Below are 18535 nucleotides of genomic sequence, written 5' to 3'. Positions count from 1 at the left end.
GGCCGTCAGCGGCATTCCGCATCGACGACCTCGCGCACGCGGTCGAGGAAGAGCGCGAGCTGTCCCGCCGTGTCGGTGGGCAGGTCGAGAGCGAACTCGCGGATGCGGGCGGTGACGGGGTCGATCGCGTCGGGGTCGAGGTCGCGATCGAACGGCACCACAAACTTGCTGCGCCGATCGGCCGGGTTCGCGACGAATCCGATGAGCCCCCCGGCGTGCAGCCGATCGAGCATGCCGGTCACCGAGGCCGTCGAGATCGCGAGGGATTGCGCGATCTCGGTGGGCGTGATGGTGGTGCCGGCGTCGGCGCGTTCGAGGATGAGCCGCATCGCCGCCCGCGCGTTCTCGCTCGGCCCGCACTCGGTCTGACGACGACGCGCCAGGCGAGCCTCGGCGAGGCGGAGACGTTCGACCGCCTGCGCAGCGGTCGTCGCGGGGTCGTGTGCGGTCTCGATCGTCATGCGTCTCCTCCGGGTCTGGCCCCCGTGGCGTCATTCTAGTTAGGTCGCCGAGATTCCAGATGTCCAAACTATTTCCCGCCCCCGTCCAAGAAGTCCGTCTTCCGCATATTTCCCGCGAATTCATTTGGTGATAGTTAGGCAATCTAGTAAAATAACGGAAGCTGGCATCCTCGGAAGGAGGAGCTGATGGGCTCTCTGTTCTACGGTTCTTCCGAGCGCGCGATTCACATCCCCGACCGGGTCCTCGCCCACGTCAAGGTCGTCATCGCGACCAAGCTGCGGCGTGGCGAGAGCTTCACGATGTCGTGGCGGCATCCGTCCGGTGAAACCGCCGGCCGCAGCACCATCTGGATCCAGCCGTCGATCCCCCTGCGATTCGTCTTCGGCTCCGTCGAGCCGGAGATGCTCGATCCCGCCCTCCTGCAGGCGTACGCGAACTCGGCGAACTCGTCGAGCGGACTCACGCTCGACATCGACGTCCACGACGCCGCTCCCGCAGCGGCGGACGTGCCCTGAGTTCTCGACCGCGCCGCGGTCGGATCGTTCAGGCCCTGACGCTCAGGCGCGGGCGGAAGCGTGCCGGTGGGCGATGGCCGAGACCCACTGCATGCCGGGACACGGGGGAGCGTTGCGCCCGCGCATGCGCTCCCACGCCTCGACGTAGATGCCCTCGAGCATGCGGTCCGCCTTGTCGGCGACTCCCGTGAGCGACAGCAGGATGGCGTACACGCGCGGCGCCGTGGCGTCGTAGAACGCGACGAACGCGTCGCAGTCGCCGGAAGCCGCTCGCACGAGCAGCTGGTCCAGATCGTCCTCGCGGGTCGCGGGGGACTCGGCATCCGTCATGGTCATGGGCACCTCCTCGACCGCCGTGTTCACAGTCAACCTCGCTGCGTCGTCCGAGGCCGGGGGTTGCGCAATCGGGACGCGTGCCCTAGCGCCGCCCCCGCGGGAGAAGAGGGATCCCGCATCGCCCGTCAAGCCCGCGAGGACCGACCCGCTCGCGCCCTAGCGTGCTGTCATGAAGTCGCTCGTGCGCTGGGCCCTCGCCCTGGCAATGATGTTCGCCGGTATCTCCCACCTCACCTTCGCGCGGCGGGACTTCCAGGCTCAGGTTCCCGATGCCCTCGTCGAGAAGGGACCCCTCGATCGCGACGCGGTGGTCGTGGCATCCGGGGTCGTGGAGGCCGCGTTCGGGCTCGCCCTGCTCGCGCTGCCCAAGGAACGACGACGCATCGGCGCCGCGCTGGCGGCGTTCTTCGTCGCGATCTTCCCGGGCAACATCGACCAGTGGCGCAAGGGGCGCTCGGCCTTCGGACTCGACACCGATCAGAAGCGATTCGGTCGTCTCTTCTTCCAGCCGGCGCTGGTCGCGGCCGCGTGGTGGTCGACGCGGTGAGACGCCCGTGAGCGACATCGTCAGCCTCGAACTCGTCTTCGACGCCGAGTCGGATGCGGCGATCCGCGCCGAGTGGGACGTCCTGCTCGCGGCTGATCTGCCCAGCCAGGCGCGCCACACCGGAGCGAGCAACCGCCCGCACATCACGCTCCTCGTGCGGGGGTCGCTGCCGAACCTCGACGGCGCGCTCCTCGCCGACGGTCTCCCCCTTCCGATGACGCTCGGCGCGCCGGTGCTGTTCGGTGCGGGCCGCTCCCGGGTGATCGCCCGGTCGGTCGTGCCGTCGGCGGCGCTCCTGTCACTGCACGCGCGCGTGCACGAGGTCGCGGGGGCGGGCGATGACGTCGACCACACGCGACCGGGAGCCTGGACGCCGCACGTCACGCTCGCGCGGCGCGTGCCCCTCGACCGGCTGGGGGAGGCGCTCGACGTCCTGGCCCAGCAGGCCCCGCCCGAGCGCGACGTGGTGGCGGTCGGCATCCGGCGCTGGGAGACGGCGACGAAGACCGTCTCCGACGTGGTCACTCATGGCACGCTGGAGGGGTGCTGACCGCCGACGCCCTCGCCTTCGTGAGCGAATACCATCTGGCCACCCTCTCGACGATCGGTCGCTCCGGTCGCATCCATGCCGTTCCGGTCGGGTTCACCTATGAAGAGGGGGTCGTCCGCGTCATCGGCTCGCGCGGCACGCAGAAGTTCGTGAACGCCGAGCGCAGCGGTCGCGCCTCGGTGTGCTCGGTCGACGGAGCGCGATGGCTGAGCTTCGAGGGACCCGCCCGGGTGAGCGACGATCCGGATGCCGTGGCCCACGCCGTTCGGCTCTACGCGGGCCGGTACCGCCAGCCGCGCGTCAACCCCGACCGCGTCGTACTGGAGATCGCGGTGGAGCGTGTCCTGGGCTCGGCGAGCCTGCGCTCCTGACCCGGGCGGGGTTCCGTCGCGACGTCTCGCGTGTCGTCGCGCGAAAGATGACGGTTCCGCGTGCGCGCGCGCGATATCGTGGACCGTCTTCCCCCGGACGGAACCGCTGCGTCGTCGGCACAGGGAGATGAAGAGATGTCCGGCACCACGTCACGCCCGTCACCGCCGCACGGTCGCCTCGCGGCGACTCCCGCCGAGACCGCACGAGGATGCCTGGCCGGATGACGATGGATTCACACGACGGGCGCCTGGACCAGGTCCTGCGCACCCTGGCCGACCGCGTCCGCAGGCTTCGTGAGGAACGCGGACTCACGCTGCTCGAGCTGTCGTTCGAGGCGGGGCTGTCGGAATCGCGCGTGCGCGCGATCGAGGCGGGACGCACGACGGCCTCGCTGGCGACGTTGGTCGCTCTGGCGGAGACGTTCGAGGTCGAGATCGCGGAGCTGTTCGGCGGCCCCGCGCGTTCCGCGGGGGAGGGGGCGATCGAGACCCCGACCAGCGCGTACGTCGTGCCGAGCGAGGTGGTGTGGGGCGGCGAGCTCCCTCCGGCCCCGTGGCTCGCCGCGACGCCCGCTCCCGCCGTGAGCCCGTACGTGGTGCCGAGCGAGGTCATCTGGGGTGGTGACCTCCCCGCCGCGCCGACCATGCCGGAGGCTCCGCGGGCGGACACCGTCGTGTCCCCGATCGGGTTCGCGCGGGACGGGGACCTCCCTCCTGCGCCGTGGGGAGCAGCCCCCGCTGCGCCGACCACACCCGAGGGGGAGCCCTTCGCCTCCCGGGGGACGGTGGGCGCCCCCGTCGTCCCCGCGCAGAGCCCTGTCGAGCGGTGGGGGTCGGCCCCGGTCGCTCCCGTCGAGCCCGCGCGGAGACAGACGACTCTTCCGCACGGCGCCCCCGAGGTGGTCGCCTCGCCGGTGCGGCATCCCGTCGACGAGACGTCGCCGTACGTCCTGACCGCCTCCGGCGCGGACACCCGCCGTCAGCCCCGCACCTTCGCGGATCTGCGGGAGGGCGCGCTGGCGGGCCGTGAGTTCGCCTCGCTGCGCCAGTTCGCCGTCGCCGCCGTCGTCGAGGGCGGGTTCTCGACGGTCGCCGTCGCGCGCGTCTTCCGTCTTCCTGCGTGGAAGCTCGAGCAGTGGGTCGTCGAAGCGGGGTACCTCCGCCGCTGAGGGCGGGGCGCTGACGGACGGGGCGCGCCGCCGGCACGCCCCGCCGCGAGTCAGAGCGCGCGCAGCTTCTCGAGGAGGGGCCCGGCGATCTCGTCGACGAAGCGCTGCTGCTGCTCGTCGCCCACCTGCACGATCGCGATGTCGGTGAAGCCCGCGTCGATGAACGGGCGCACGCTCTCGGCGAGTTCGTCGAGGTCCGGACCGCAGGCGATCGAGTCGGCGACGTCCTCCGGGCGGACGAACTGCGACGCTCCGGCGAAGCCCGCCGGCGTCGGCAGGTCGGCGTTCACGGCCCAGCCGCCCGCGAACCAGCGGAACTGGTCGTGGGCGCGCGCGATCGCGGCATCCTTGTCGGGATCCCAGCTGATCGGGATCTGGCCGATCTTGCGCGAAGCGCCGTCGTGGTGGGCGTCCCAGCCCGTGATGAGGTCGCCGTCGGGCTCGGTGGTGATGAGGTGGTCGCCGAGGGGCGCGAACCGCTCGATGGAGTGCTCCCCGGACACGGCAACGCCGATCGGCACCCCTCCGTCGGGCGCGTCCCAGACGCGCGCGGAGTCGACGCGGAAGTACTCGCCGTCGTACGTGACGAGGTCGCCGGTGTGCAGGGCGCGGATGATCTCGATCGCCTCGACGAGCATGTCCTGCCGCGCGTGGACCGCGGGCCATCCCTCGCCGACGACGTGCTCGTTGAGGTTCTCGCCCGAGCCGAGGCCCAGGGTGAACCGTCCGTCGGACAGTAGCTGCAGCGTGGCGGCCTTCTGCGCCACGACGGCGGGGTGATACCGCACGGTGGGGCAGGTGACGTAGGTCATCAGCTCGACATCGGTGGTCGCGTGGGCGACCGCTCCGAGGACGGTCCACGCGTAGGGGGCGTGGCCCTGGCTGGTCAGCCACGGCGAGTAGTGGTCGCTCGAGACCAGGAAGTCGTAGCCGGCGCGCTCGGCACCGACGGCGTAGTCGACGAGGGCCTTCGGGCCGCTCTGCTCGGTCATGAGGGTGTAGCCGAATCGCGTCATGTCGGCCACGGTAGGACGGCCGGTGAGGGCGCTCGCCGGGGTTGCGCTCGCCGCGCGGATGCGGCAGGAACGCCGAAGGGCCCGCGGCGATGCCGCGGACCCTTCGTGCGGACCTCAGTCCTCGGGGGCGTGGATGACCTTCTCTCCGTCGAAGGTCTCGCGCTCCTTCTTGCGGTCGTCGTTGCGGGTCTTGCGGAGGCTCGCGATCGTCGCGACCGCCACGGTGGCCGCGATGAACAGCAGCGAGAACCAGATCGGGATCTCGGGCACCCACAGCAGCGGCTCGCCGCCGTTGATGAAGGGCAGCTCGTTGACGTGCAGGGCGTGGAAGACGAGCTTGACGCCGATGAAGGCGAGGATGACGGCCAGCCCCTGCGCGAGGTAGACGAGACGCTCGAGCAGCCCGCCGATGAGGAAGTACAGCTGCCGCAGGCCCATGAGCGCGAAGGCGTTGGCGGTGAAGACGATGTACGCCTCGTTCGTGAGCCCGTAGATCGCGGGGATCGAGTCGACCGCGAAGACGAGGTCGATGAAGCCGATCGCGATGATCACGAGCAGCATCGGGGTGACGAAGCGCTTGCCGTCCTTCTTCACGGTCAGCTTGTCGTCGTTGTAGTCGGGGCTGACGGGCAGGACGCGGCGGACGAACCGCATGAACTTGCCGTTCGCGGGGTCGCTCTCACCGTGCGAGAACGCCTGGCGGTATGCGAGGAAGAGCAGCAGGGCGCCGAAGATGTAGAAGATCCACGAGAAGTTCTCGATGAGCGCGGCGCCGACGGCGATGAACGCTCCGCGCATGACCAGCGCGATGACGATGCCGATCATCAGCACCTTCTGCTGGTAGATCTTCGGCACCGCGAACCCGGTCATGATGATCAGGAACACGAAGAGGTTGTCGATCGAGAGGGCCTTCTCGGTGAGGTAGCCCGCGAAGTATTCGCCGCCGTAGGTCCAGCCCGACACGACGCCGATGCCGACGCCGAAGAGCAGGGCGAGGCCGATGTAGAAGGCCGACCAGCGGGCCGACTCGGCGATCGACGGCTCGTGCGGCTTGCGCACGTGCGCGAAGAACTCGAAGACGAAGAACGCGATCGTGATCGCGATGGTGATGATCCAGATCAAGGGTGTGACGCCCAAGACGGCCTCCAAGGGAAACAGGTGTACGACAAGACACCAAGGTCTCCTCCACCCGGCGAGATGGGCCGACGTCCCGGGTCCTCGATGGCGTGGACCGTATTGACGAGATCGTCGCGGTGGGAGTACTCCCCTTGCTGAGACGAGTCTACGGGAGGCGGCTGGAAATTCCCTCGCTGGACGTCGTCCGCGCGCGTGTGCTATCCGGGCACCGAAGCGACCGCCCCGGGGCGAGATCGCGAAGCACCTGGGACACGGCGACGCAAGCCCCGCCTCCCGGATCCCCGAGGGGGTCAGGATGCCGATCACGACCCGCTCCGAGGAGGACGACGATGACCGAACGCGAAGAGACCCAGGACGCTCCCGTCATGGACGGGGCCACCGACGCCGCGGTGGAGGAGAAGAAGGACGGCGCCCGCGAGCAGCAGGCCGCGGACGCGGCGGTGCAGGACGACGCGCCGCAGAGCGACATCGTCCCGGGCGATGCCTCGAAGGAAGACCTGAAGGACGACCTCCGCAGCATCCGCGGCTACGGCGAGGACCGCTGAGCCGGACGACGACTCCCGTCCGGAGCCAGGTGGGGGACGGGCTCGACGGACGGGAGTCGTCGGGGACGCCGGATCGACGTCATCCGCGCCGGCGAATGCCGGGGCCGGGTAGAAGAAGAGTACGCGCGGGCGGGCGGAAACGAGCCGGCTCTCAGCCGATGCGAAGACGGCGCCGAAGCACCTCGCGGAATCGCCAGGTCGCTTCCCTCAGCCGGTGCCGACGAGCGGCACGCGAGAGCGTCACCGCCCACCGGGTGAGGACCGTGGTCTCGTCCAGGGAGCGCGTCCTGTCGACCGCGTTGCGGCGCATCCGCGAGAGCTCGTCGGGGGCGAGGGATGCCGCCCGCACCAGCGTGTCGGTGAGGGCCTGCACGTCGCCCGCCGGGACCAACCATCCGGTACGGCCGTGGGCGATGAGTTCTCGGGGGCCGTACGGCACGTCGTAGGCGATCGGAAGGCAACCCGCGGCCATCGCCTCGGCGACCACGAGCGAGAACGCCTCCGAGCGACTCGTCATCAACAGGAATGACGCATCGCTCAGGGCCTCCCGCGCCGCGGGGTCGAACCCGCGCAGACGGATGCCGTCTCCGACGAGTCCCTCCAGTCGCGGGCGGGCGGGACCGTCCCCGTAGACGTCGAGCTCGAGAGACGGAGCGACCTTGCGAGCGCGGGTGACCGCGTCGATGGCGTCCTCCACGCGTTTGATGGGCTCCAGCCGGGCGAGCACGACGGCGTCGTCGCGGTGCCGCGCGGTGTCGACGCCGTCGACCGGCGCGACCGGATGCGGCACGACGGCCAGCAGCGGTGCGGGCCCGACCTGGCGACGGACGTCACCCGCCTGTCGGGCGGTGCAGAACACGACGGCGTCGAAGGCGCTGAGGCGCGAGAACACCTCCGCTCGCGAGGCGCGGATCGCCGAGCCGTCGTCGGTGAGGTGCGACCCGTGGACGACGTGCACCACGACCACCCCCGGGCGGCGGTAGCCGGCGGCGAAACGCGCCATCGCCTTGCTGTCGACGAGGACGAACGAGCGCTCGCCCGCGGTGAGCCGGTCCAGCCATGCGGCGTAGAGCTCCCGCACCCCGCGCCAGGCGGAGCGCGGCTGTCCGCTCGCGTCGCACGTGACGATCACGCGGCGCGGGCGGCCGGACGAGTGCGGGACGTCCCGGCGATCGCTCACGGCGAGCGTCCCGTCGTCGCGCACATGGTCGATCTGGCGGACGGCGCCGTCGGCATCCGTCCGGATCCGCCGGACCAGGATGCCGCCGGAGTATTCGCGTCGCGTGTCGGCGTCGTCGGACAGGGGGGAGAAGCCGGAGCCCGCCCCCACCGGCCGCCCGCGGAGATCGTTCTCGCGCAGCCAGTCCCACAGGTTGGTGATGCCGACGCCCTCCGCGAGGGCGCCGCGGCGCTCCACCTCCGCCGCGACAGCGGCGCGGTCGTCGCGGTCGTCGCACGTGAGCACGTGCACCGGGATGCCGCCGCGCTCGGCGAACAGACGGGACCGCTGCAGGAGCGCGGCCGTCAGACCGCCGTACTCGCTCGGGATCCCCCACGTCAGGACGAACTGGCGCCCGTGGGGGAGGATCGACCCCCGGGTCATCCGGCGTCGTCGGTGGGGATCTCTCCGGCCGCGATCGCATCGGCGTAGGTGCGGATGTCGGGGCCGGGCTCGTAGTCGATGAAGCGGTCCTTGATGCGCGCGTTGATCTGCGCGAACGCCTCGTCCGACGAGATCCCGTCGCTCTCGCGGGCGATCGCGACGACGGCCTCGCGCAACACGCCGTCGGCGTCGTCGAGGATCTTCTGCCGCGCCGGTTCGTTCCAGCGGATGTCCGAAATGTCCATGGCCTCACCCTAGGGCGGTCCCGGTGGCCGCGATCCCGGGGTTGCGCGCGGCGCGCGCGCGTGCGCGGCGTCGCCGTCCGCAACCCCGCCCGGCGCGCGGGCCGCGCACCGCAGGATGGACGGATGACGAGGGATGCCGTGGCAGCCGTGCGCACCGGGATGCGCGATCTCTCGTGGTGGGTGCGCGACTACGCCTTCGCCGTGCGCGCGCAGGCCCGTGCCATCCGGGGGCGGGGGATCGCGGCATCCCTCGCGGAGGGGGAGGGGCGGCCCATCGTCCTTCTGCCGGGGATCTACGAGACGTGGCGTTTCCTGGAGCCGCTCGCCCGCGTCCTGCACGCGCGCGGGCACCCGGTCCACGCCGTGGTCGAGCTGGGCGGCAACCGCCGTCCGATCGCCGAGTCCGCGGAGCGCGTGGGGGCCTTCCTCGTGGCGCACGACCTCCACGACGTCGTGCTCGTCGCCCACAGCAAGGGTGGGCTCATCGGAAAGCACCTCCTGGCCTTCTCCCCGGAGGGAGCGCGCGTCCGCGCGATGGTCGCCGTCGCCACACCCTTCGGCGGATCGCGCTACAGCAGACTGATGCCGACCCCCTCTCTTCGCGCGTTCGCCTCCGGCGACGCCACCATGCGCGCGCTCGCTGCCGCCGCGGAGGCGAACGCCCGGATCGTCTCGGTCTACGGCCCCTTCGATCCGCACATTCCCGAGGGGAGCGAGCTCGCCGGAGCGCGCAACGTCCGCCTCGCGGAAGGGGGGCACTTCCGTGTCCTCGCCGACCCGCGCGTGGTCGCGGAGATCGTTCGCGCCGCGGAATGAGCGGCCCGCGCCGGGGGGTCGGCATCCGTCCTCCGGCCGCGGCCTCGCCGTGCGGCGAGTATCAGGATGCCGAGCCCCTCCGACCCGGGGAGGTTCAGCGCAGCAGGACCGTGGCCTCGGGATCCTCGGCGACAAGGTCGCCGAGCGCCACGGCCGTCACCTCGACCGAGGCCAGGGTGGCGATCCCCGACAGGGTAGTCAGGAACGCGGTGTCGGCCGCGTCACGGCCGGTCGCGATGCGCACGAAGTGCGCGCGCGGCGCGAGGCGAGTGGCATCCACCACCTCCCACCGCCCCTCGACGAACGCCTCGACGACGGCGTGGAAGTCCATCGGCTCGAGCCCGGGGGCGAACACCGACACGAGTCGCGCGGGGATGCCGGCGGCCCGCAGCAGAGCGATGGTGACGTGGGCGTAGTCGCGGCAGACCCCGGCGCCTTCGCGCAGCGTGTCGAGAGCGGTGTCCGCGGGACCGCTTGATCCGGAGACGTAGCGGAGACGACCGGCGACCCGTTCGACGATCTCGCTGACCGCCTCGCGAGCCGACTCCGCCTCCACCGACGCATCGTCGGCCAATCGGGGGTCGTCGGAGGGGGCGTAACGGCTGGGCCGGAGGTATCGGACCGCGTCGAGATCGTCCGACGGGGCGGGGGTGGAGGGGCTGGACACGAGACCGCGATAGGAGACGACGGTGCGTCCGGGCGGCAGGAGCGCCCGGTGCACCCGGGTCCCGTGAGCGTCGCCGAGAGCGCTGGCCGTGACGTCGTGGCCGTCGGCGCGGACGGTCAGAATCTCTTCGACGGCCCATCCGTCGGCGGGCACGATCGAGAGGACGACGTCGGCTTCCCGCTCGACGTCGAGGATCAGCTCGACCCCGACCCGTGCCCTCACGCGGCCGCATCCGGTTCGAGAGGGGAGGCACGGGTGGCCGCCGCCTCGGGGCAGCACGTCCCACTGACGGCGCAGAGGTCGGCGACGGCGCACCGCATCCGTGTCAGGAACTGCGTCACCGCCGCCGTTTCGGACTCGCTCATCCCTCGCGTCGCCCGCATCATCCGGGCGTGCATGGCGGTGAGGGTGTCTCGGATCTCCTCATCGGCATGGGTCGTGCTCGTGACCACAACCTTGCGCCGATCGGACGGGTGCGGGTGGCGCTGCAGGTGCCCGGACTTCTCCAGACGGTCGAGGAGGGCGGTCATGGATGCCGTCGACACGCCGAGATGCCGAGCGAGATCGATCGGCGTCACCACGGAGCCCTCGGAGGCGGATCGCGTGAGATGGCGCAGGACGAGCAGTTCGTTCTCGCCCATCGCCATGGACTCCTGCGTGCGCCGACGCATCGCCATCTCGGCGGAACGGTACGCGCGCATGGCCTCCATGATCCGCGCACCGCGCTCGTCGTCGGCGCTGTCGCTGTACCAGTAGGACGGGGGCGAGGGCGTGTCGGTGTTCATCTCGCTCCTAATATCTCGCTTGCCTATTCGCTAGTCTACCTAGTAAGTTCATCCGTGAGCAACGAGCAAAGGGGTCACATCATGGCGAAGCTCTTCTACGGCACCACGACGGAGCCGATTCAGATCGACGACCGGCTGCTGGCGCATGTCAAGGTGGTCGTCGCCACCAAGCTCCGCCGCGGTGAGAGCTTCACCCTCTCCTGGGTCCACGGCGCGGATCAGCCCGTCGGCCGCTCCACGATCTGGCTGCAGCCGTCGATCCCGCTGCGCTTCGTCTTCGACTCCGAGCAGCCGGAGACGCTGGATCAGAACCTCCTCAAGCGCATGGCGAACGACGCCAACTCCTCGCGAGGCCTGAGCCTCGACATCGCCGTCGAGGAGCCCGCCGTCGGCGTCGCACCGACGCGGTCGAGCTCGCCGAAGAGCGCGTCCACGCGCTCACTCGCGCGCGCCGCCTGAACCATCTCCCCGCCGCCCGCGCGGGCGGCTCATCGAGGGCCGTGCTCCGCGCTCTCCGCTGCGTCATCCCCTAAGGAAAGATCCGCATGAACCCCGTCGCGTCGTGGGACCTGCCCACTGAGCCCATCTCCGTGATCACCGCCGAGGCGCCGGAGGCTGCGTCGTCCCACTGACGTCGTCCGGTGTCGTGGTGACATCGGATCCAGCGCCCTCGGTCCGGATCCGCACGATGGCGATGATAAAGATGACCGCTCCCACGCCCACGAGCGCGAGCTTCGGCTCGGTGGGGGAATCGGCCGGGAAGAACAGCGTGGGCACCGCGGCCACGACCGCCGCAACGCCGCTGAGCACCGCACCGAGGGGGCGCCGATATCGAGGCATCGCGTCTCCCCTCCTGCCGTCCGACCACCTCAGCCTAGGCGAGTGACGCGGGCGCATAGCGGGACTCGGCCTCGCCGTCCAGCACCCGGATCACGGTCACCGCGGCGCATAGCGTGACGGGACCGACGAAGGGAGCGCTGTGCTCACTCGAAAGACCCCCCTGTTCGTCTCCGCGGTTCTCGCCGCCTCGATCGCCCTCGCACCGGGGCCCCTCGCCACCGCGGCGGAGCGGGGCGCGCCGCAAACGCAGATCGTCGCGGACTCCTCTTCCGCCGTCGTCGGCGAGCAGGCCCAGCCCGACTCGGAGGCGGAGGCCGGGCGTCTCGCCTTCGTGCTGATCCCGCTGATCGGAGCGGCGGTGGTCGTCGTGGGAGCGATCGTGGTGATCTCGCGAGGTCGGCGTCGCCGGCGCGGGGATTGAGCCGGAGCGGTCCTCAGGGGACGATGTAGCCCGCCGCGCGGACCAGCGCGTACCACTCCGCCCGGGTGAGTGAGAGGTCCGAGCCCTCCGCCGCGTCGCGCACGCGCTCAGGCGTCGTCGTTCCCAGGATCACCTGCATCCTCGCCGGATGCCGCGTGATCCAGGCCACGGCGATGGCCAGAGGAGTCACGCGATAGCGGTTCGCGAGATCGTCGATCACCCGCGTGAGCTCGGCGTACTCGGGGTGGCCCAGGAAGACACCGCCGCCGCCCCGCGTGCCCTGCAGGGGAGACCAGGCCTGCAGCGTGATGTTCTCGATGCGGCAGTACTCCACGAGCCCGCCGCCGTCCAGGACCGCCGACTGGGGTGCCGTCTCCATGTTCGCGGCGAGGCCCTGGACGACCAGGGGCGCGTGCGCGATGGACAGCTGCACCTGATTGGCCACGATGGGCTGGCGGACCGCGGTGCGCAGCAGATCGATCTGCCGGGGCGTGTGGTTGGAGACGCCGAAGGCGCGCACCTTCCCCGACTGCTCGAGATGATCGAACGCACGGGCCACCTCGTCGGGCTCGACGAGCGCGTCGGGTCGGTGCAGGAGAAGGACGTCGACATAGTCGGTGCGCAAGGCCCGGAGCGATTCCTCGACCGAGGAGACGAGATGCTCGTACGAGAAATCGAAGTACGGGCCCTCGCGCACGATGCCCGCCTTCGTCTGCAGACGGATCTCGGACCGCTCGCCGGCGCTCAGCGACAGAGCTTCGGCGAACCTCGTTTCGGCCGAGTGCAGGGACTTCGCATAGATGTCGGCGTGATCGAAGAAATCGATCCCGGACTCACGCGCCGCGTCGTAGAGGGCGCGCACCTCCGCGTCGGTCTTGTCATCGATCCGCATCATCCCCGCCACGACATTCGGGACGGTGAGACCGGAGGGGCCGAGGGGAACACTGCGCATCACCCCACGCTAGCCGGGTGACGCCCGACCGCGGCCCGGTGTCAGCGTTCCGGGGTGTCGTCGGTCTCTTCCGAGCGTTCGGGCGAGGAGGGGGCGTCCGCCGCCGTCGGATCGCGCTCGACGGTGTGGGTGTCGTCGGTGCCGGTCTCATCGGTGCCGGTCTCGTCGAAGGCGAGCCCGTCGCGGGCGCCGCGGGGAGCGGCGCGGAGCAGTTCGTTCATCTCGGCCATGAAGCTGCCGAGCTGTTGTTGCTGCCAGCGGAGGTCCCGTGTGCGGTCTTCCGCGTCGCGGAGGACGCCCGTGGCGTGGTTCGTGATCGTGTCGGCGATCTTCTGCGCGCGGTCACGCGACTCGTCGAGGATCTCGCGGGCACGCACCTGAGCGTCGGCCTCGGTCCGCTGCGCCTGCGCGCGGGCGAGACGCTCGTAGTCGTCCGCGCGCGCGGCGATGCGTCGAGCGTGCTCGAGAGCGGCTTCGACCTGCTCGGTCGCGTCGGATGTGATGCGCTCGGCGTGGGCGACGGCCTGGTTGTGCAGCACGAGGAACTCCTGCTGCGCCTCGTCCTGCCGGCGTGTGAGGGACTCCTCGAACTCGAGTACCCGGGCCGTCATCTCGCGCACGTCGCGCTCCGCCTTGGCGCGGAGGTCAGTGGTCTCGCGCGACACCAGCGATCGCAGCGCCGCGGCGCCCTTCTCGGACTCCGTGCGGATGGCGAGGGCTTCGCGCTCCGCCTGCGACACCCGCTCGGCCGCGTGAGCGGCTTCTCTCTCGAGCCGTGCGGTGTGCGCGGTGGCCTCCGTCTCGACGCGGAGTCGGATCTGATCCGCGTCGTGCTGCGCCTCGGCGCGCAGGCGGGTCTGCTCGGCGAGCGCTTCTTCGCGGATGGAGGCGGCTTCGTCGTGGGCGCTCGCGAGCAGCCGTTCCGACTGACCCACCGCGTTCTGCACGAGGACCGATGCCTGTTCCTCCGCGACCCGGAGGATCGCATCGAACTGCTGACGACCCTGCTCCAGGTCATCGTCGCCCCGTCGAGCGGCAAAGTCGCTCGACAGCGCGGAGATCTGCGTCTCCGCCTCCGCGGCGCGGGCCGATGCCTCGCGCAGTTGCTCGCGGAGAGCACCGTTCTCCTCGGCGTGGCGGCGGGCCGCCTCTTCGAGCTCCTGATCGTGTTCCGCTCGCTGCTGCGCGAAGACCGCTTCTGCGCGCAGCTTGGCGTCGTGGGCGTCCTCGGCGCTGCGACGGAGCCGCTCGCCGAGCTCTCGAACGGTTTCGTCGACCGCATCGCGGTCGTAGCCGCGGAAACCGACGGGGAAGACGGGGCCGTCGTCTCCGTCGATCGACCTCAGGAGGGCATCGAGCTCGGTATCCGGTGTCGAGGAGTCGTCGACGCGGTCGTCGTCGGGACGATTCGGATCGTTGTCGGCTCGATCGGTCACGGGGTTCCTCCTCGGTGTTCGCGCCCCCTGCGCCTTCCGATTCAACCCCACCGGTCGTTTCGGTCGGAGGTGTTCGGGGGAGGTTCTCAGAGGATGCGCGGCCCGACAGCCGGGTGCCGTGGCCGGGGCCGCGCATCCAGGAATGAGCAGAGGTACGGGAGAGTGAGGTTCTGGGGGAGAGCCACTCGACGTCCGCTCGCTTTCACTCTGGCAGCCGCCATCGCGCAGGCCGTCGCGAGGGGCGGGTTTTTCATCCCCGGCTTCGCCTCGGGTCGGGGCATCCGCTCGCCTCCTGGGCGTTTCCCCGGCGGGCGTCATCGAGGGGCGGGCAGAGCGATGGTCCTTCGCGCGGCCCCCCGGCTCACACGACGACGCTCTCGCTCTGCCCGCTCGCCCAGCATCCCTCCCCGGGGAGAACCGACCCGCGGCGTCCGCGGTGAAATCACCCACCGCACGAGGGACATCACCCGTGCTCCGCGGGCCCGACGACGCCGAGACGGTAATGTTGCGGAGCCCGATCCAGGAGGACCCGATGACCGAGACCGTCGAACGGCCGACCGGCATCCTGCCGCCCCGCGTCGCGGGTCGGTCCGGGGTGCAGGCCGGAATCGGAGCCGGCGCCGCCTTCGTCAGTGCGGCGCTCATCTGGGTCTGCCGGGTGTGGGACCCGAGCGTCCACTACGTCAGCCAGCTCGGAGCAACGGGGATGCCGACCGCCCCCCTCTTCAACGCCGCGCTGCTGCTCCTCGCGATCGCCGCGGTGCTCGTCGATCGCGCGCTGCGGGGAGACGGCGGCCTCTATCGTGTCGGTTGGCCCGTGGCGACCACCCTCCTCCTCTGCGGCTTGTGCTTCGGTGTCGCCTCCGCCGTCACCTGTTCACCGGGCTGCCCGGTGCCCTTCACCGACGGGTCGCTGCCGCAGGATCTCATCCACATCACGTTCGCCGTCGTCGGCTTCGTCCTCGCGATCGTCGCCATGGGCCAGGTCGCCGCCCTCCGTCGGCGCCCGTGGATGAGGGCCGCGAGTGTGCTCACTCTCGTTGCCGTCGGTGCGACCGCGCTCACGGGGGCCATGATCGCGCTGTTCCGCGGTGACACGGTGCTCGGCGGCAACCTCGAGTTCACGGCGGCGACGCTGGCGATCACGTGGTTCGGCATCTTCGGATCGCAGGTGGCGATCGAGCACCGTGCGGCCGCGAGCGGGCGCCGAGGCCGCTGACGTGACGAACAGGCCCCCGCACCCTCGGCGGAACGCATCCGTCGCACTGAGGTGGATCCGGCGACTGTCCGGGATCCTGCTTCCCGTCGCGGCCCTTCTCGTCGTGGTGACGGTGCTGAAGGGCGCGGGGGTGCCGCTCACCGTTCCGGGCGTGCTGATCGCGATCGGCCTGCTCTTCGTCGTTCGATTGGCGATGGGGTGGTCGCGGCGCGGACGCCGCGACCACCCTGTCACGCCTCGCCGTCGCTCTCGATGAGTCCCCACGCGTGCGCCGCGCGGATGGCGCTCGAGCGGTCCGACACCTCGAGCTTGCGGTAGAGGCTCTGCAGCTGCGTCTTCACCGTGTTCGGGGAGACGACGAGAGCGCGCGCGATCTCGGCGATGGTCGAGGTGGGAGTGAGGTGCGCCAGCACGACCTGCTCGCGCTTGGTCAGGTGCGGCACGCTCACCGAGGACGCGAAGAACGACGCGCGCTCGGTGATCTCGGCGCGAGCCGCGGGTGACAGCATCCGGAGCACGAGGTGCCGATCCTCGGGGGCGACCGCGCTCCACGGCCCCCACAGGTCGTGCCGCGTGCTGAGCGCCTCCGCCCGCTGGACCGCGGTGCGGTGCGCGTCGACCCCGTTCAACCGGACATCGGCGACGACGCTGACCACCAGGCTTTCGAGAGCGGCGCGCGCGGACGGCTCGTGATGCAAGCCCCACTTGACGCTCATAACGAACGCCTCGTGCGTCCTCCCGGCGTACAGCTGCGAGAGCGCGATCGCCGGTGCCGTGGCGGGGGAGAGGGCGAACGGGCCCTCGAAGAGGGCGAGGGCCTTGCGGGCCTGCCGCAACGCGATGAGCACCTTCGCGCGGGCCGTGAGCATGTGGGTCGACTGGAAGTGCGAGGGCGGAGTGCTGCGCGCTCGTGCCGTCCACGCCCGCAGCAGACCGAGAGCATCGGATGCCGCGCCCGACAGGAGGAAGGACAACGCGTGCGCCGACGCGGCGAAGGGCCACAGCTCCCGTCCGCCCTGCGTGGCCGTCGTCGCGTCGAATCGCGCCCGGGCCGTCGCGGCGTCGCCGATCTCCAGGAGCAGCCACGCCTCGGCGATACGCATCCCCTCGCCCCACGGCGACGAGAACCACGGGTCCTCCCGGTTCTCCTCGATCAGGACTCGCGCACCGCGCACATCGCCCTCGAGAAGGGCGATGACGGCCTGTGCGCCACGGGCCCGCATCTGCCGAGCCGGGGGCGCCGCCCGCTCCGCGTGCCCCAGCGCGAGCGTGGCGTCGCGGAGTTTGCCCATGGCGAAGGCGGTCATGCCGACCTGGTACCAGCCCTCGTGGACGAGTTCGCCCTGGAGATCCCGGCGGCGGCGCAGGGCGTCGGACAGCAGGGCCGCGGCTTCGGTCGCGAGCGCGAACCGACCCGCGGCGCGAAGGAGGCTCACCCGGAGGATGAGCGCCTCCACGTTGCCGGCTGCAGCGCTCTTGGCGTCGGGGAGTCGCCCGAGAGCCCCGACCACGTGCGCGGGGGTCTCCGAGGAGATCGCCGTCTCGGGGTCGAGTGCCAGCAACGCGTCGACCACGCGCGGCTCGGTAGGAGCGCCCGTCCTCAGCGATGCGACGAGCCGGTCGAAGGTCTCCCGGTCGCGCGCCCAGATCTCAGGCCCGGATGCCCGCAGGACCCCGGCGAGAGTGCTCCACTGGCCGGCATCCGCGGCGAGGCGCCCCGCCAGGAGGGATTCCCCGCCCTCCACGAGATGCCCGAGGAGACGGAGCTGGGCGGCGGCGACGAGTTGCGGGCTTCGGGCGGTGATGTCGCTCAGCCACTGCGCCCGGATCGGCTCCGCGAGGGTGACGCGCATCGAGCCGGGCCAGACGAGCCCCGCGCTCTGCATCCGGGCGAGGAGGTCGCGCGAGAGGACGGTCGTGGTGTCCATGCCGATCGCCTCGGCGAGGGGTGCCGTGACGTAGGGCGCGACGGCGAGGAGTCGCATCTCGTCGGTCACCGGCAGGCCCAGTCGCTGTTCCATGTCGGTGGTGAGAGCGGAGACCGCGTATCGCGCGGCCGAGACCGCGTCGTCGTGCGTCCGCAGCGCCATCCCCTCCAGGCGCAGGTGCGCGCTGGCGAGCTGCCCCAGAGCGGGCCACCCGTAGGTGAGATCCACGAGGGCGTCGATGGCGGACTCGGACGATTCGACCCCGTTCAGCGAGAGGACGGTGGCCAGCTCGTCGCGTGTGATCCGCAGGTCTTCGGGCGAGATCACCTGCACGTCGAACTCCAGAGCCACGAGCGGGCTCTCCCACCCCGTCGACAGGCGCGTGGCCACGATGATGCGCAGGGCCGGATCGCTGCGCAGCATGCCCAGGAGATCCTCGGTCGAGAGCCCGGCATCCTCGGCGAAGTTGTCGACGAGGAGGATGTGGATCGGAGGCCCTGCGGCGAACGCGTCGAGGACGTCCGGGATGGATGCCGCTGCCGCGTGGGCTCCGTCGATCAGCTGCACGCCCCGCTCGGTGTCGTCCTCCAGTGACGTGGCGAACTGACGCAGCAGCGAGGTCTTCCCCACGCCGGCGGGTCCGCGCACGAGGACCACGTCCGCCGTCAGCGCCTCGTGCAGCCGCGCGAGGGTCGCCGCCCGAGGGGTCCAGAAGCGGCTCGTGCGACGATTCGAACGAGCGTTCGTCGGCAGCCTGTCCACATCGATGAGCATCGGTACCTCCAGTCCGGAACCCGGGTGCGTCTTCGACGGACACCCGTGCGTTCGACGAGTCGCCGACCACGCACGAATGATCCTGGGGGTGAGGCAGGGGTCGATCCGGACCGAACGGCGCTCTTTCATCCCTCTCGTCATCCCCTTCTCACCCCATGCGCATCACCCTTTCCGTCATCCCCCACCGCTCGGTGCGGACTC

23 protein-coding genes are annotated in these 18535 nt (G+C 70.9%); 12 read left to right on the top strand and 11 right to left on the bottom strand.

Annotated features, from left to right (window positions below):
• Positions 1-5: 5 nt before the first annotated feature.
• Positions 6-461, bottom strand: coding sequence for a MarR family winged helix-turn-helix transcriptional regulator (locus tag FB047_RS03890; protein ID WP_136585924.1), 456 nt, complete (start codon positions 459-461; stop codon positions 6-8).
• Positions 462-647: 186 nt separating this feature from the next.
• Here FB047_RS03890 and FB047_RS03885 point away from each other — a divergent pair, with 186 nt between their 5' ends.
• The gene (locus FB047_RS03885) at positions 648-977 is read left to right on the top strand and encodes a DUF7882 family protein (protein WP_136585923.1); all 330 of its coding nucleotides are present in this window, start codon (positions 648-650) and stop codon (positions 975-977) included.
• Between the two features lie 42 nt (positions 978-1019).
• On the opposite strand, the gene FB047_RS03880 is transcribed toward FB047_RS03885, so the two are convergent.
• Complete coding sequence (locus FB047_RS03880) at positions 1020-1313, bottom strand: sigma-70 family RNA polymerase sigma factor (protein WP_167494142.1); 294 nt, start codon at positions 1311-1313, stop codon at positions 1020-1022.
• A 169-nt stretch (positions 1314-1482) separates the two neighbouring features.
• Here FB047_RS03880 and FB047_RS17180 point away from each other — a divergent pair, with 169 nt between their 5' ends.
• From FB047_RS17180 to FB047_RS03865, 4 genes are all read left to right on the top strand, one after another.
• Positions 1483-1860 (top strand): DoxX family protein, encoded by a 378-nt coding sequence (locus FB047_RS17180; RefSeq protein ID WP_240752616.1) that lies wholly within the window; start codon positions 1483-1485, stop codon positions 1858-1860.
• A gap of 7 nt (positions 1861-1867) precedes the next feature.
• On the top strand, positions 1868-2410 hold the full coding sequence (locus tag FB047_RS03875) for a 2'-5' RNA ligase family protein (RefSeq protein ID WP_240752614.1): 543 nt from the start codon (positions 1868-1870) through the stop codon (positions 2408-2410).
• Positions 2404-2781: a PPOX class F420-dependent oxidoreductase gene (locus FB047_RS03870; protein WP_136585920.1), complete on the top strand. Its 378-nt coding sequence runs from the start codon at positions 2404-2406 to the stop codon at positions 2779-2781. The genes FB047_RS03875 and FB047_RS03870 overlap by 7 nt, the downstream gene beginning before the upstream one ends.
• A 221-nt stretch (positions 2782-3002) precedes the next feature.
• On the top strand, positions 3003-3950 hold the full coding sequence (locus FB047_RS03865; protein WP_167494141.1) for a helix-turn-helix domain-containing protein: 948 nt from the start codon (positions 3003-3005) through the stop codon (positions 3948-3950).
• 50 nt (positions 3951-4000) lie between these two features.
• Here FB047_RS03865 and FB047_RS03860 read toward each other — a convergent pair whose 3' ends face one another.
• Entirely contained in the window at positions 4001-4966 is a 966-nt protein-coding gene (locus FB047_RS03860; RefSeq protein ID WP_136585918.1) for an LLM class F420-dependent oxidoreductase, read from the bottom strand.
• Between the two features lie 114 nt (positions 4967-5080).
• Positions 5081-6103, bottom strand: coding sequence for a TerC family protein (locus FB047_RS03855; protein ID WP_136585917.1), 1023 nt, complete (start codon positions 6101-6103; stop codon positions 5081-5083).
• Between the two features lie 329 nt (positions 6104-6432).
• On the opposite strand from FB047_RS03855, the gene FB047_RS03850 reads away from it, so the two are divergent.
• Entirely contained in the window at positions 6433-6648 is a 216-nt protein-coding gene (locus FB047_RS03850) for a hypothetical protein (RefSeq protein ID WP_136585916.1), read from the top strand.
• 151 nt (positions 6649-6799) lie between these two features.
• Here the strand turns inward: FB047_RS03850 and FB047_RS03845 are convergent, their stop codons facing one another.
• Together FB047_RS03845 and FB047_RS03840 are read right to left on the bottom strand one after the other, a co-directional pair.
• Complete coding sequence (locus FB047_RS03845; protein ID WP_136585915.1) at positions 6800-8251, bottom strand: glycosyltransferase; 1452 nt, start codon at positions 8249-8251, stop codon at positions 6800-6802.
• Complete coding sequence (locus FB047_RS03840) at positions 8248-8496, bottom strand: hypothetical protein (protein WP_136585914.1); 249 nt, start codon at positions 8494-8496, stop codon at positions 8248-8250. Before FB047_RS03840 ends, FB047_RS03845 begins: the two co-directional genes overlap by 4 nt.
• A 123-nt stretch (positions 8497-8619) precedes the next feature.
• On the opposite strand from FB047_RS03840, the gene FB047_RS03835 reads away from it, so the two are divergent.
• Positions 8620-9312, top strand: coding sequence for an alpha/beta hydrolase (locus FB047_RS03835; protein ID WP_240752612.1), 693 nt, complete (start codon positions 8620-8622; stop codon positions 9310-9312).
• 94 nt (positions 9313-9406) lie between these two features.
• On the opposite strand, the gene FB047_RS03830 is transcribed toward FB047_RS03835, so the two are convergent.
• Together FB047_RS03830 and FB047_RS03825 are read right to left on the bottom strand one after the other, a co-directional pair.
• Positions 9407-10201 (bottom strand): transglutaminase-like domain-containing protein, encoded by a 795-nt coding sequence (locus tag FB047_RS03830; RefSeq protein ID WP_136585913.1) that lies wholly within the window; start codon positions 10199-10201, stop codon positions 9407-9409.
• Positions 10198-10764, bottom strand: a complete 567-nt coding sequence (locus FB047_RS03825; protein WP_136585912.1) for a MarR family winged helix-turn-helix transcriptional regulator — start codon at positions 10762-10764, stop codon at positions 10198-10200. Before FB047_RS03825 ends, FB047_RS03830 begins: the two co-directional genes overlap by 4 nt.
• 81 nt (positions 10765-10845) lie before the next feature.
• Here FB047_RS03825 and FB047_RS03820 point away from each other — a divergent pair, with 81 nt between their 5' ends.
• From FB047_RS03820 to FB047_RS03810, 3 genes are all read left to right on the top strand, one after another.
• Positions 10846-11223, top strand: coding sequence for a DUF7882 family protein (locus FB047_RS03820; RefSeq protein WP_136585911.1), 378 nt, complete (start codon positions 10846-10848; stop codon positions 11221-11223).
• Positions 11224-11467: 244 nt separating this feature from the next.
• A complete protein-coding gene (locus FB047_RS16825) occupies positions 11468-11650 on the top strand; it encodes a hypothetical protein (RefSeq protein WP_167494140.1) in 183 nt (60 codons plus the stop codon).
• A gap of 93 nt (positions 11651-11743) precedes the next feature.
• Entirely contained in the window at positions 11744-12025 is a 282-nt protein-coding gene (locus FB047_RS03810; protein WP_136585909.1) for a hypothetical protein, read from the top strand.
• A 13-nt stretch (positions 12026-12038) separates the two neighbouring features.
• On the opposite strand, the gene FB047_RS03805 is transcribed toward FB047_RS03810, so the two are convergent.
• Together FB047_RS03805 and FB047_RS03800 are read right to left on the bottom strand one after the other, a co-directional pair.
• Positions 12039-12977 carry an aldo/keto reductase gene (locus FB047_RS03805; RefSeq protein WP_136585908.1) on the bottom strand — a complete coding sequence of 313 codons (939 nt, stop codon included), beginning with the start codon at positions 12975-12977 and terminating at the stop codon, positions 12039-12041.
• A gap of 41 nt (positions 12978-13018) precedes the next feature.
• Positions 13019-14413 (bottom strand): coiled-coil domain-containing protein, encoded by a 1395-nt coding sequence (locus FB047_RS03800; protein ID WP_205822651.1) that lies wholly within the window; start codon positions 14411-14413, stop codon positions 13019-13021.
• A gap of 532 nt (positions 14414-14945) precedes the next feature.
• Here FB047_RS03800 and FB047_RS03795 point away from each other — a divergent pair.
• Positions 14946-15632, top strand: coding sequence for a DUF998 domain-containing protein (locus tag FB047_RS03795; RefSeq protein WP_167494139.1), 687 nt, complete (start codon positions 14946-14948; stop codon positions 15630-15632).
• A 1-nt stretch (position 15633) separates the two neighbouring features.
• Positions 15634-15888: a hypothetical protein gene (locus FB047_RS03790; protein ID WP_136585906.1), complete on the top strand. Its 255-nt coding sequence runs from the start codon at positions 15634-15636 to the stop codon at positions 15886-15888.
• Here the strand turns inward: FB047_RS03790 and FB047_RS17175 are convergent.
• A complete protein-coding gene (locus FB047_RS17175; RefSeq protein ID WP_167494138.1) occupies positions 15863-18334 on the bottom strand; it encodes a LuxR C-terminal-related transcriptional regulator in 2472 nt (823 codons plus the stop codon). The genes FB047_RS03790 and FB047_RS17175 overlap by 26 nt on opposite strands.
• Positions 18335-18535 lie beyond the last annotated feature (201 nt).

The organism is Microbacterium hydrothermale, assembly GCF_004854025.1.
GTDB lineage: Bacteria > Actinomycetota > Actinomycetes > Actinomycetales > Microbacteriaceae > Microbacterium > Microbacterium hydrothermale.
Note: the sequence above shows the minus strand (reverse complement) of the source record. Positions and strands in the feature narration are given on the sequence as shown.